Genomic DNA, 12,428 nt, shown 5'->3' with positions numbered 1-12,428 from the left:
ACCGCCCGGACCGGGCGCACCGGGCTCACCAGGCGCACCTCCCGAACCGCCCGGTCCGGCGGAACCGCCCCGTCCGGCCGAAGTCGCCCCACCCGTTACCGGCGGCGCCAGGGCAGCGCCGCGGGGTCGGCCACGGTGCTCTCGGCCCGGACCAGGGCCTCGCTGATGGCCTCGCCGATGTCCCCGAACTGGCGCACCTGCTCGGGCGTGAGAACGTCGAACACCGCTCGCCGTACGGCCTCCACATGCCCCGGGGCGACCTCCTCCAGCAGGGACCTGCCCCGGTCGGTGAGGAAGGCGAGCTGGCCCCGGCCGTCGGCGGGGTCCTCCCTGCGGTCCACCAGACCGACCTCGCGCAGCCGGTTCACCGCGTGCGTGAGCCGACTGCGGGTGATCTTCAGGCGCTGCGCGAGCTCGGACATGCCGAGCGTGCCTTCCGGGGCCGCGGAGAGGTAGGCCAGCAAACTGTAGTCGGCGTGCGTCATACCCGCGTCGCGTCGCAGCTGCCGGTTGAGGTGGTCGGCGAGCAGGGTGGAGAAGTCGATGTAGGCCAGCCAGGCTCGTCGTTCGTCGGCGTTGAGCCAGCGGGGCGTCGTGGACATGGGCCCACCCTACGGGGTGGGCCCATGTCCGCCCGGAGAGCCGGAACGGCCCCCGAGCCTCTCGTCGCGCCGGTGCCCGACGCTCGGAAGCGGCCGGTCAGGTGGTGGCGCAGGCGCCGCCGTTGAGCGTGAACGCGGTCGGTGCGGTGTTGGTCGCCCCCTTGCCGCCGATGAAGCCGACGGTGACCGAACCGCCGGCCGGGACCGTGGACGTGTACGAGGCGGGGGCGACGCTCACCGAGCCGCCGCTCTGGGTGGCGGTCCCGCCCCACATGTTGGTGACGGTCTGGCCGTCGGCGAACGCGAAGGCGAGCTTCCAGCCGCTGATGGCGGTGGTACCGGTGTTGCGCAGGGTGATGTCGCCCTGGAAGCCGCCCGGCCACTCCCCCACGACGCGGTAGGCGACGGAGCAGGCCACGGCGGGCGCACTGCCGGTGGTGAGGTTCACCGAGGCGGACCGGGCGGAGCGGTTCCCTGCGGCGTCGCGGGCGTAGACGGCGAAGGTGTACGCGGTGTTCGCGGTGAGGCCGGTCACGGTGGCGGAGTTGGTGGTCGAGGCGGCGACACCGGTCTCCGTGGTGCCGCTGATCCGTACGACGTCATAGCCGACGACGCCGACGTTGTCCGTGGCGGCGGTCCAGTTGAGCGTCACGGAGGTGGCCGTCACCGTCGCGGCGGTCGGGGCGCCCGGCACGGTCGGGGCCTGGGTGTCGCCCGGAGTACCGCCGCCGAAGATCGTGGCCTCCTCGGCGGTCTGGGCGATGCCGTTGACGCCGTTGAAGATGCGCTGGCCCCACGAACTGAGCTGCGTGGGATCGAAGTTGAGCGTCAGGTCGAGGATCGGGTCGGTGTTCCCGCTCCAGGACCAGGCGAGGTAGCCCAGGTCGAGCTGCTGGGCGGTGGCCATCATGGTGTCCTCGTCGGGGTCGCCCCACTGGTCGGCGGGGCCGCCGAACTCGCCGATGAGAATGGGGAGTCGGGCGCTGACGAAGGCGTTCAGATAGTCGGTGATCTCCGCCGCGGTGTCGAAGACGCTGTACATGTGGATCGAGAAGATCAGGTTGCCGGTGGTGTCGGCGGCGTACACAGACTGGGCGTTGGCGCGCATGACGCCCTGCCAGTCCTGACCCCAGTTCGGAGCGTCCACCATGATCGTGTGCTGGAGACCGGCGGTGCGCAGCTTCTTGATCGCGGCGATCGTCGGATCGGTCCAGCCCGCCGGATCGGTGTTGCCCCAGGGCTCGTTGCCGATGTTGACGATGATGTAGTTCTCCTGGCCGGCCAGGACGTCCTTCAGGCCGATCCAGTAGTCGGCCGCCTGGTCGAGCGTGCCCGCGGCGGTGTCCTCGCCATACCCGGTGGTGTCGTGCACCTCCAGTACGCAGATGAGCCGGTTGGCCTTGCACTGCGCGACGACGGTCGCCACGTCCGAGGCGCTGTTCGCACTCCAGCGGTGGCCGTCGGCGAGGACGACCCGCACCGCGTTGGCGCCCATCGCCTTGATGTCGGCGAGGGACTGCTGCGTCCTGCCCGGATACCAGGTGTGGGCGTGGTTCACGCCGCGCATGACGAAGTCGTTCCCGTTGCTCTCGACCAGGCGGCCGTCGCTGATGTGCAGACCGGTGGCGAGAGCGTCGGGAGCCCGGGTCCCGGCCTGGGCGGCGGCCGGGCAGAGGGCACCCACGAGGACCAGTCCGAGGAGGGCCGCGATCCTGGTCAGAAGCGCGCCCAGGGGGTGCGCCGTGTCTCTTTTCGCGCTCCTCTTCGTGCTTCTCTTCGTGCTCCTTGTCGTGCTCCTTGTCGTGCTCGTTGTCGTGCTCCTTGTTGTTCTCACTGCGACTCCAGGAGTGAGGCCAAGAAACTCAGGCGGCAGAGGGTGGGGGTGCGGGGAACGACGTGGGGTGGCAGGGGGGACGGCGTGGGCAACGGCAGGGGGATGGCGTGTGGGAGCGCTCCCATGAAGCCACTACGTCAAGTACACGTCAAGACTTCGCGCAGGGTCCCGCCGGGCGCGGGCAGGCCGCCGGGCCCTTCAGGCCTTCGGGCGGCGGCCGCTGCGGCGGGGGGCCGGGGCGGCGCCGTCGAGCAGGGCCGTGCGGCGTTCCTCGCCCTTCTCCTCGACCTGGCGCACGACGCGGCGCAGCCCGTCGGCGACGCTCCGGCACTCGTCGTCGCTGAGCCGGCCCGCCACGAAGGCCTCCTCCTCGTTGAAGGCCGGGAACAGACGCTTCATCAGCGTCTCTCCCTCGTCGGTGAGGCTGAGCAGGACCAGCCTGCCGTCGGCGGGGTGTCCCGCCCGCCGCAGCAGCCCCCGCCCTTCCAGCGTCCGCGACACGCCGGTGAGCGTGCCCTTGGAGATCCCGGCCTCCTCGGCGACGCGCCGGGTCTCCGACTCGCCCCACACCCACACCACCCAGAGCACGACGAACGCCGTCCACGTCAGGTCCGAGCCGCGCAGTACGGAGTTCTCCAGGTGCTGGCGGACCGCCGAGGCCGCGCGGTAGATGTTGGCGACGACGGCCATCTGCTCCCGCCGCAACGGGATGCCGCCGAGCTTCGCCTCGGCGAGCTTCTCGGCTTCGGCGATGGATCGCTGGCCGGGCATCGGCAGACTCCTTCGGTCACATGATGCGTGGGTCGTCATGTTGTTCGGGCTCAAATTGTACGAAACCACAGGTCCCCGGGGAGGGCGCCTCTACTGGCGGTGACTGCCGCGACGCGGTACGGCCGCCGCAGAGGGCAGGGGCGGTCGGCAGCGCAGGACCCGCGGACCGGTCTTCGCATACGGCGGGTGCATGAAGCCGCTCTCCTGTCGACAGAACTGCTTCCTGTGCGCCACCGACCTCTCGACCAGCCCCTGATGTCGACACCGGTGAGGAGAGGTGCGCCGCGTCGCGGTCGCGTACGACTGCCGAGCCCGCCTCGCGACCGGGGTCCCTGCGACCGCCAGACCCTGCGGGAAAGGTGTTACGAGGCGGCGGAGCGGCCGCGTACGGGCTTGCGTCCGCGTGCCGCGTCGTCCTGTTCCAGTTGCTCCTCCACGGCCCGCTGCGCCCGCACGGTCGCCCCCGCGATCAGGGCGGAGGCCAGCTCCCCGTCCCGCTCCTCGCAGGCCTGGAGCAGCCGTTCCTGATCGTCGACGCTGTGCGCGAGGCGGCCGGCCCGGGCCAGGCTCAGGTGTCGCAGCATCAGCGTGCGCAGGGCCAGCGAGTCCAGGATCTGCTTCAGCGTGGGGTTGCCGACCATCTCGGTCATCCGCTCCTGGAGCAGCACGTGGTTCCAGAAGTACCCGTCCACGTCACCGTCGTCGGCCAGCTTCCGCATCCGTTCGACGCGGGTGCGCAGCTCGGCCAGTTCCTCGTCGTCGGCCCGAGCCACCAGCAGGCCCGCGAGCATCGACAGGAGGTTCTTGCGCACCTGGTAGATGTCCCGGATGTCCTGCGGGGACGGCGCGGCCACCCTGGGGCGGCGGCGCGCCTTCATCTCGACCAGGCCCTCCTGTTCGAGGAGCATCAGCGCCTCGCGGACCGGCGTACGGCTGGTCTCGAACCGGCGTGACAGGTCGACGCTGTTGAGGTCCTGACCCGGCTCCAGCCGGCCCTCGATGATGCCCGCGCCGACCCATTCGGCGATCGTCGCGACCAGCGGTTCACGCCGGTCCCGCAGCCGCAGGAGGCGCTCCAGCACGAGGCGCGTGTCCTGATCGGTCATGCGGCGCTTCTCCCTGCCTGTGCGGGCCCACAGCCGACGCAACGGTGTCGACACCGTCTCACCCCAGGGTGGTCTACACCGTGCGATCCCCCGGTTGCTGTCGACAGACAGGCCCAGTATCGCGGTTCGAGCCGGAAGCGAACAGAAACGTCGGCAAAAACGTCGGCAAAAGGGCCGACAGGAAAGGCGCCGGAAAAGCCTGCGTGAAAGTGGACGAATCGGTCGGCGGAGACCCTGGTCACCGATCCGGGTCACCAATCCGGGTCACCAATCCGGGTCACCAATCCGAGCCACCGGAGAAACGAGGAGACGGGAGGGCCGGCTCCTGGCGGGCGGTGAGCCGGCCGAGTCGGTCGTGCGGGAAGCACGCTGAGCAACCGGCTGCGACCGCTCGCCCCAGCCGAACTCGACGCCGTACAGCATGCGGTGACGCTGCTGAGCCCGGTGTGGGGCGCGCGTTCCAGGACCTGGAAGCCGCGCTCCACTATCGCCCTCCAGCTACGGATCTTCGACGTCCCGACCTGGCGGCGGTCTCCCCGGATTTCATCGAGCAGGCCCGACATACGGAACTGCCCCGCCGAAGTCCGTGGATTCACTTGACCAAGGAGTGACGAGCATGTGTGGGTATTGCATACGCCGGACATTCGGTGACGGCGTATCAGCCTTTCGGTACTGATTCGATCCACCGTCGCTTCCGAGGGAGGCTTGCGGTGATATCTGCGGTGCAGTAACTACGTGAACCATGAACCTGTTCACCCGTGGCGCATCCCCACGACGCCCGGCTCCCCCCACAGCTCGGCAACTGCCCCTCGACTCGCCCTCCCGTCCGACCGCCGGCCTGCCGAACCCCGCCCTCGCGGCGCTGACCGGCGACTGGATGATCGACCCGGCGCACAGCCGTATCGGCTTCTCCGTCCGGCACGCCCTGGTGACCACCGTGCGCGGGGCTTTCACCGAGTACCAGAGCCGGCTCTACTTCGACGGCCGCAATCCGGCACGTTCACGAGCCGAGATCCTGTTGTCCACCGCGAGCGTCGACACCGGCGTGGAGCAACGCGACGCGCATTTGACGGGCCGGGACTTCCTGGACGCCGCGACCTATCCGCGTATGCGTTTCATCAGCACCGCCGTACAACTCGCGGGCCCCGACGTCTATCGCATGACCGGCGACCTCACCATCAAGGAGACCACTCGTCCCGTAGCCCTTGAACTCACCTACATAGGACATGTCACCGACCCTTTCGGATACGAACGGGCCGGTTTCGACGGCACCACCACCATCGACCGTTCCGAATGGGGCCTGACGTACAACGCGCGACTGGCCGAGGGCGGCGCCATGGTGAGCGAGAAGGTGCGTCTCCAGTTCGACATCGCCGCCATTCGCACCGCCCCCGCGGGCTGACCGGCGCGCAGTGAGGTCAGCGCAGGGCCCGGGTGTGCGGCCCGGAGGATCTCGACGTGGTGGTGACCGACGCGTCCGGGGGCGAGAAGAGCCGCGATCGACTGTGCGCGTACCAGCGCATACCAGCGCGTACCGGCGGCTCTTCCCCGGGCCCGCGTGTCCGGGTGCCCCGACGTACCGCCGAGCGGGGCGACTCGAAATCGCCTCGAACACCAACTCCTCTTTTTCGCAAGGACGTTGCGATAGTCTCCGGCTGACCGACATCAGTCGCGCACATCGCACATGTCACGCGAGAGACCGGAAATCCCCATGTCTGACCCCCCTCACAGCCGGTCCCACGCGCTCGCCTACGCGGCGGCCGGCATGGAACCGCCGCCCCCGGCACCGCTGCGCAAGAGCGACCCCGTGCGGATCGGCCCGTATGTGCTCGTGTCGGTGCTCGGCAGCGGTGGGATGGGCCGGGTCTATCTGGGGCGGAACACCGAGGGCGGGCCGGGACCGGCCGCCGTCAAGGTGATCCGGCCCGCGTACGCGGAGGACCCACGGTTCCGGAAGCGCTTCGAGCGGGAGGTCGACGCGCTGGGCAGCGTCCAGGGGGCGCACACCGTGCGGCTGATGGGCAGCGGCAGCGACGAGGACCTCCTGTGGGTGGCCACCGAGTACATACCGGGGCCCACCCTCGAGGACGCCGTCGAGAAACGCGGGCCGCTGGACGCGGCGGCGGCCTGGCGGTTGATGGCCGACCTGGGCCGGGCGATCGAGGCCATGTGGCGGGCGGGGATCGTGCATCGAGATCTCAAGCCGTCCAACGTGATCCTGGCGGCCGACGGCGCCCGGGTCATCGACTTCGGCATCGTCCAGGCCGCCGACGGCACCTCCATCACCACGACCGGCCAGAACGTGGGCACGATCGCCTTCATGTCCCCGGAACAGGTGCGGGGCAAGGAGGTTACCGCCGCGTCGGACGTCTTCACGCTGGCCTCCACCCTGACGTACGCGGTCGCGGGCGAGGCTCCCTTCGGCGAGGGGACCGGCGTCGACGTGCTGCACCGGGTCGCCTTCGACCCGCCGCGCGAGGACGTCCTCGACAAGGTGGCTGCCGTCGACGCCGAGCTGGCCTCCTTCGTGCGCCTGTGTCTGGACAAGGACGCCGAGCGGAGACCGGCACCGGACGTGGTGTTCAGGACCGCCATCGGACACCAGCTGTCGGCGCCCGCCGCCGACCCGCGCCGGTCCACGTCGTTACCGGCCGGCACCGCGTTCCCCACCGGCACCGCGTTCTCCGCCGCCGACCGGCGGCCCGGTTCCGCCCCGGGCGGTGCGCCCGCCCCCGGGGATCCGCCCGCCGCACGGCACCTTGAGCCGCCCACCGTCCCGCGGGCGTCCGCCGCCGCCCCCGGCGCGGCCCCCGCGCGCCGACGCCACCGCAGGAACGTCGTGCTGGCGGCGGCCGTGGCCGCGCTGGTCACCGGCGGCCTCAGCGTGGCGCTGCTGTACCCGGACGACGCCCCCGCGACCGTGGCACCGGGGCCGGCGTCCACCCCGGCCGTGACCGGACCCTCGGCGTCCGCCCCCGATGCCTCGTCGAAGGCGACGCCCTCCGCCCCCACCGCGACGGCGTCCGAGGCGACCATGCCGTCCGGGACGACGGCCAGCCGGGACGCCTCGACACTGGACCTCCGGGCCGCCGAATGTCTCGCGGAGATCGTCTCGGGGTCCAGCGGGAACTGCGTCGCCGCCCTTCAGCGCCTCCTCGCGGGCTACGGCCTGGACGTCACGGCGGACGGTCGTTTCGAGGCGCGGACCCTCGCCGCGGTCAAGGTCTTCCAGACCGAGGCCGGCCTCACCGCCGACGGGAAGGTCGACACGAAGACGAAGGCACTTCTGTACAGCAGGCCCGGCGGCGCCGTCCGCACCGGCACTGTCACGGTGACCGAGTCCGTCGACACCGTCGACGTCGCGAGGTGCCTCGACGCCGACACCGGCACCGCGAACAGCGAGGACCAGACGGTCCAGGTGTGGGAGTGCACGGGCGCTTCCCAGCAGGAATGGGCGCTGTACCCGGTGCCGGGCCGGACCGCCCAGTACGTCGTCGTCAACCAGGGCAATCACCGCTGCCTGGACGCCGACGCCACCGGTGCCGGCCAGAACGGCCACGGGATCCACGGCGCCCGGTGCGACGGGCTGGCCGCGCAGCGGTGGCGGCTCGGCGCCTCCGCCGGGTCCGGTGGCCAGACCCTGGTCAGCGTTCCGGACGGCTTCTGTCTGGACGCGGAGGCCGCGGGCTCCGGTCAGGACGGTCAGCGGGTCCAGGCCTGGAGCTGCGCGGGCAGCACCAACCAGGCGTGGAAATGGCGCTGACGGCACGGAGCGGGCGGTCGTGCTCCGGGCCGCGCGTCGGGTCGGCCCGGCAGGTGACCGGGTAGGCGCGTGAGCGGCCCGCGTGTGGGCCGGCGCTGTGTTCACCGCCCCCGGCGGGCACCTGTCACCGCTGGCTCCGTGGCACGTCGACTCGGTCGCCCGGTGTCTCGACGCCGTCCGGGCGGCCGAGAGCCTGCGCGCAGTCCGGCGCCGGCAGCGTCCGCAGCCGTGTCTCCACGCCGTCGAGCAGACACCCGAGCCCGAAGGCGAACTCGTCCGTGCCGGTGCGCGAGGTCAGCGCGTCGGCCAGGTCCACCAGGTGCGGGAATTGCTCGGTCGGCAGTGAGCGGTAGAAGTCGCGCAATGCCGGGTTCTTCGCGGCGCCCAGGCCTGTGGCGCGGCAGTCGTTCGTCGACTGCTGAAGGGCCGAGGCGAACACCTGCTGGAGCAGGGCGGTGTAGACGTCGACCGCCAGCGTCCGGTCGAACCCGTGCTCGCGCAGGACTCTGAGGGCCAGTTCCCTGACGCGGAGGGAGTTCGGGCCGACGGGGATCACGGTGGCGAGCAGAGGGACGACGTTCGGGTGGGCGCTCAGCGCCGCGCGCAGGGCGTGGGCGAACTCCTCGACGGCCGCGCGCCACCCCGGGCCCGCCACGGGCCGGCGGAACCGCGCCTCCCCCATCACCGCGTCGGCGACCAGCACCAGGACCTCGTCCTTGCCCGCGACGTTCCGGTAGAGCGTCGTCGTGCCCGTCCGGAGTTCGGCGGCCAGGTTCCGCATGCTCAGCGCGGCCAGCCCTTCGCGGTCGATCAGTTCGAGGGCGCCGGCCACGATGCGGGCCGGGGTGACGGGAGGGGGCTTCACCGGTTCCTCGCCGCCCTGACGGGCCGCCCACCACGCCGGCGACCCGGGGGCGGCCGTCGTCGCGCACGGCACTTCGTCGATCGTCTCGTCCGCGCCTGTTCCTGTCACCGGAACACTGTATCCAGGCAAGGGAACGGGTGCCGACCACGGACTCGAGCGATCCTCGAGGACCGTCCCGCATGCCCTTGTGCGTGCGGGGTACATCCAAAGAACTTGACCTTGAAACAAGCACGACTTAGGGTCCCGGAAACGCTGTTCCCAATAGTGGGAACAGTGTAACCAGGAACGGGGAGTGCCTCATGGAGTTACGCGTTCGGGTCGCCAGACCATGGCTTCGGGTGTTGGCCGTCGCCGCACTGTTCTTACTGAGCACCGGCGTCGGGCCATCTCCAGTCGCCGCCGCCCAGCCGCCGGGCGCCGGTGCCGTCTGCCCCGACACGGCGCCGGCCGCACGGTCGTCCGACACCGCGCAGAGTCAGGGGCCGGGGGTGCGGATACCCCGGGACGAGGCTCCGCACCGCGACCGGGCCGAATGGTGGTACTACGTCGGGCATCTCCGGGGCGTGGACCCGCAGGGCCGGCTGCACTGCTACGGATTCGAGCAGGTGGTCTTCCAGTTCCTCGACAAGGGACCCGAGCCCCTCTACATCGGCCACTTCGCCCTCAGCGACCTCACCAGGGGCACCTTCCAGTACGCGGGCACACCGGACTCGCACCCGATTCCCGACACGACCGACGGGTTCGCACTCGACACCGGCGACTGGACGATGCGCGGCGGTTCCGGCAAGGCGACGCTGCATGCCGCCCTGCCGGAATACGAGTTGGACCTCCAGCTGCGGAGCGCGAAGCCGGCCGTGCTGCACGGTGACCGCGGCACCATCCCGTACGGCCCCCTGGGCACCTCGAAGTACTACTCGTGGACGTCCGCGCAAGCCGTCGGGACGATCGTCGACCACGGGGTTCCGGTGCAGGTGACCGGGCTGTCGTGGGGCGATCACCAGTGGGGTGACAACGATTTCACGATCGGCGCCGGGTGGGACTGGTTCAGCGTCCAGCTCACCGACGGCAAGCAGTACATGCTGTACTTCGTGCGCGACACGTCCGGGAAGATCGTCGAGACCATCGGAACCCTGATCCACCCGAGCGGCCGGACCACGAACCTGAGCCCCGCGAAGCTGAGCACGACCGACACCGGCTCCTGGACCAGTCCGAGAACGGGGATCACCTACGGCTCCGGGTGGCAGGTGACCGTGCCCGGCGGCCGCTTGACCGTCACGCCGAACCTGGTCGACCAGGAGCTGGACCTGCTGTCCACCGTGGGCGCCGTCTACTGGGAGGGCTCGGTCAGCGTGCGCGGCGAGATCGCCGGCTCACCCGTGACCGGCATCGGCTACACCGAGATCTACCCGCCACGGCCGACCTGACCGGAATCGCTTCCGGCCGGGAGAGCGGGCAGCTCCTCTCCCGGCCGTCCGGCCGATGACGCCCCGGGCCCGCCTCGAGCCGGGCGGTGTTGCCGGGCGGTGTCAGCCCGCTTCCGTCAGGGCCGCCCGCGCGGCGGCGAGGATCTCCTCGGAGAGGGGCGAGTCCTTGGTGGCCCGGGCCAGGACGAGTGCGCCGAGCATCGTGCACAGTCGGGCGATGCCGTCCTCGTCATCGGTGGCGAGCCACCCGGCGAAGTCCCGCACCCCCTCGGTATAGACGCGATGCGCCCCGTCGGCGCCGGGTTCGCGGGCCATGTCATGGGCGAGCGCGGCGGTGGGACAGCCGTCCGCCGCGTTGTCGCGGTGCTCGACGGACAGATAGGCGTCGATCAGCGCCCGCTGGGCGGCGGCGCCCTGTTCGACGCCCTGTTCGGCGGCCCGTTCGAGGGCGGCCTCGCGGCGCTGGGCGAGTTCGCCGAAGGCGTGGGCGGTGGCTTCGTCGATGAGCGCCTCTTTGGACGCGAACTGCTTGTAGAAGCCGCCGTGGGTCAGTCCGGACGCCTTCATCAGGTCGGCGACGCTGATGTGGGTGCCCTGCTCACGGAACAGCCGGGAGGCGGTCCGCACGACCCGCTCGCGGTTCTCCCGCGCCTGCGCCTGGGACACGCGGCCCATCGGCCCTCCTCGGTTGAATGTCGGTTGCAATCTATTCTATGCTCAAGTTTAGATTGCAGTCATAATCTAAAAGTGATCCCGCAGCCCGGGGTCCACAACGCTGGGAGCAGACATGGAACTCAAGGACGCCGTCGTAGTGGTCACCGGCGCCAACCGCGGACTGGGGCGCGAGCTCGCCAGCCAGCTCCTGGAGCGTGGCGCGAAGGTGTACGCGGCGGCGCGGCGCCCGGAGAGCGTCGACCTGGCCGGCGCCATCCCGCTCCGTCTGGACGTCACGGACGAGGAGTCCATCCTGTCGGCGGCCCGCGTGGCGTCCGACGCGACGCTGCTGGTGAACAACGCCGGCGTCTCCACCGGCACGCCCCTCATCGCCGGTGACCTGGACGGGGTGCGGCTGGAGATGGCGACGAACTTCTTCGGGCCGCTCGCCGTGACACGCGCCTTCGCCCCGGTCATCGAGGGCAACGGCGGCGGTGCCGTACTCAACGTCCTGTCCGTGCTCTCCTGGCTGCACCCGGCCGGTCTCGGCTCCTACGCGGCGGCCAAGGCGGCCGCTTGGGCGCTGACCAACGCGACCCGGGAGGAGCTGGCACCCCGGGGCATCACCGTGTCCGCGCTGCACGTCGGCTACATGGACACCGACATGGCCGCCGCCGTTCCCGCCGACCAGAAGGCCGACCCCGCCGACGTCGCCGCCCAGGCGCTCACCGGCCTCGAGAAGGGCCTGCCCGAGATCCTCGCCGACGAGACCACCCGGTACGTCAAGCAGGGACTGGCCGCGGCGCCGAGCGCGGCGTGAGGCAGTCCCGCCGGGGGGCCCGGCTCCGCACGAAGCCGGGTCATGCCTGAGGGCGCGGCACCGGGAAGATCAGGCAGCTGCTGGTGGCATGGGCGAGCAGACGGTCCTTGGCGTCGAACAGCTGCGCCTGGGCGAGGGCGGTCTGCCGGCCGCCGTTGACCACCGTGCCGATGGCCCGGACGGTGCCCGTGTCCGCGGTGATCCGGCGCAGGAACTTCACCGTGAGGTCGAGCGAGGTGTAGGCCATGCCCTGCGGGAGGGTGGACTGGACGGCGCACCCCGCCGCCGAGTCGAGCAGGGTGGCGAAGATGCCGCCGTGGACGCTGCCGATCGGGTTGTAGTGCTCCTCACCGGGCGTCAGGGAGAAGACGGCCCGGCCGGGCTCCACCTCGTCCAGGCTGAAGTCGAGGGCGTAGCTGACGGGCGGTCCCGGCAGCCGTCCCGCCTGAAGCTCGCGGAGGAAGTCGAGACCGGCCATGCGTCCGGCGGCGTCCGCCAGGATCGCCGGATCTTCCCATTGATACGTACGTGTTCGTCCCACAGCCGAGCGCCTCCATCTGACTTTTTCAAGCGAAGCTAGCCTCCCCTT

General features: G+C 71.0%; 11 protein-coding genes. 4 read left to right on the top strand and 7 right to left on the bottom strand.

What is annotated here, in order from left to right:
- Positions 1-95: 95 nt before the first annotated feature.
- The 4 genes from ACIRPU_RS07405 to ACIRPU_RS07390 form a co-directional block, all read right to left on the bottom strand.
- On the bottom strand, positions 96-602 hold the full coding sequence (locus tag ACIRPU_RS07405) for a MarR family winged helix-turn-helix transcriptional regulator (RefSeq protein WP_384120580.1): 507 nt from the start codon (positions 600-602) through the stop codon (positions 96-98).
- Positions 603-699: 97 nt separating this feature from the next.
- Positions 700-2,322 (bottom strand): cellulase family glycosylhydrolase, encoded by a 1,623-nt coding sequence (locus ACIRPU_RS07400; RefSeq protein WP_403863578.1) that lies wholly within the window; start codon positions 2,320-2,322, stop codon positions 700-702.
- A 312-nt stretch (positions 2,323-2,634) separates the two neighbouring features.
- Positions 2,635-3,207 (bottom strand): MarR family winged helix-turn-helix transcriptional regulator, encoded by a 573-nt coding sequence (locus tag ACIRPU_RS07395; RefSeq protein WP_403862908.1) that lies wholly within the window; start codon positions 3,205-3,207, stop codon positions 2,635-2,637.
- Positions 3,208-3,569: 362 nt separating this feature from the next.
- Positions 3,570-4,313, bottom strand: a complete 744-nt coding sequence (locus tag ACIRPU_RS07390) for a GntR family transcriptional regulator (protein ID WP_403862906.1) — start codon at positions 4,311-4,313, stop codon at positions 3,570-3,572.
- Between the two features lie 742 nt (positions 4,314-5,055).
- Here ACIRPU_RS07390 and ACIRPU_RS07385 point away from each other — a divergent pair.
- Positions 5,056-5,715, top strand: coding sequence for a YceI family protein (locus ACIRPU_RS07385; RefSeq protein ID WP_403862903.1), 660 nt, complete (start codon positions 5,056-5,058; stop codon positions 5,713-5,715).
- 309 nt (positions 5,716-6,024) lie between these two features.
- Positions 6,025-8,076 (top strand): protein kinase, encoded by a 2,052-nt coding sequence (locus ACIRPU_RS07380; protein ID WP_403862900.1) that lies wholly within the window; start codon positions 6,025-6,027, stop codon positions 8,074-8,076.
- Between the two features lie 124 nt (positions 8,077-8,200).
- Here the strand turns inward: ACIRPU_RS07380 and ACIRPU_RS07375 are convergent, their stop codons facing one another.
- Complete coding sequence (locus ACIRPU_RS07375) at positions 8,201-9,049, bottom strand: TetR/AcrR family transcriptional regulator (protein ID WP_403862897.1); 849 nt, start codon at positions 9,047-9,049, stop codon at positions 8,201-8,203.
- A 380-nt stretch (positions 9,050-9,429) separates the two neighbouring features.
- On the opposite strand from ACIRPU_RS07375, the gene ACIRPU_RS07370 reads away from it, so the two are divergent.
- Positions 9,430-10,365 (top strand): lipocalin family protein, encoded by a 936-nt coding sequence (locus ACIRPU_RS07370; RefSeq protein ID WP_403862894.1) that lies wholly within the window; start codon positions 9,430-9,432, stop codon positions 10,363-10,365.
- Between the two features lie 102 nt (positions 10,366-10,467).
- On the opposite strand, the gene ACIRPU_RS07365 is transcribed toward ACIRPU_RS07370, so the two are convergent.
- Complete coding sequence (locus tag ACIRPU_RS07365; protein ID WP_403862892.1) at positions 10,468-11,040, bottom strand: TetR/AcrR family transcriptional regulator; 573 nt, start codon at positions 11,038-11,040, stop codon at positions 10,468-10,470.
- 112 nt (positions 11,041-11,152) lie between these two features.
- Between ACIRPU_RS07365 and ACIRPU_RS07360 the strand changes: the two genes are divergently transcribed.
- Positions 11,153-11,839, top strand: coding sequence for an SDR family oxidoreductase (locus ACIRPU_RS07360; RefSeq protein WP_403862889.1), 687 nt, complete (start codon positions 11,153-11,155; stop codon positions 11,837-11,839).
- Between the two features lie 40 nt (positions 11,840-11,879).
- Here the strand turns inward: ACIRPU_RS07360 and ACIRPU_RS07355 are convergent, their stop codons facing one another.
- Positions 11,880-12,380, bottom strand: a complete 501-nt coding sequence (locus ACIRPU_RS07355; RefSeq protein ID WP_403862886.1) for a PaaI family thioesterase — start codon at positions 12,378-12,380, stop codon at positions 11,880-11,882.
- Positions 12,381-12,428: the final 48 nt, after the last annotated feature.

This window comes from Streptomyces sp. NPDC102259 (genome assembly GCF_044766465.1).
Taxonomy (GTDB): domain Bacteria; phylum Actinomycetota; class Actinomycetes; order Streptomycetales; family Streptomycetaceae; genus Streptomyces.
Note: the sequence above shows the minus strand (reverse complement) of the source record. Positions and strands in the feature narration are given on the sequence as shown.

Excerpts from the sequence above, each read along its gene's own strand:
- ACIRPU_RS07395 (WP_403862908.1), bottom strand. The coding sequence starts at position 3,207 with ATGCCCGGCCAGCGATCCATCGCCGAAGCCGAGAAGCTCGCCGAGGCG.
- ACIRPU_RS07390 (WP_403862906.1), bottom strand. The coding sequence starts at position 4,313 with ATGACCGATCAGGACACGCGCCTCGTGCTGGAGCGCCTCCTGCGGCTG.
- ACIRPU_RS07360 (WP_403862889.1), top strand. The coding sequence starts at position 11,153 with ATGGAACTCAAGGACGCCGTCGTAGTGGTCACCGGCGCCAACCGCGGA.
- ACIRPU_RS07380 (WP_403862900.1), top strand. The coding sequence starts at position 6,025 with ATGTCTGACCCCCCTCACAGCCGGTCCCACGCGCTCGCCTACGCGGCG.
- ACIRPU_RS07385 (WP_403862903.1), top strand. The coding sequence starts at position 5,056 with ATGAACCTGTTCACCCGTGGCGCATCCCCACGACGCCCGGCTCCCCCC.
- ACIRPU_RS07365 (WP_403862892.1), bottom strand. The coding sequence starts at position 11,040 with ATGGGCCGCGTGTCCCAGGCGCAGGCGCGGGAGAACCGCGAGCGGGTC.
- ACIRPU_RS07405 (WP_384120580.1), bottom strand. The coding sequence starts at position 602 with ATGTCCACGACGCCCCGCTGGCTCAACGCCGACGAACGACGAGCCTGG.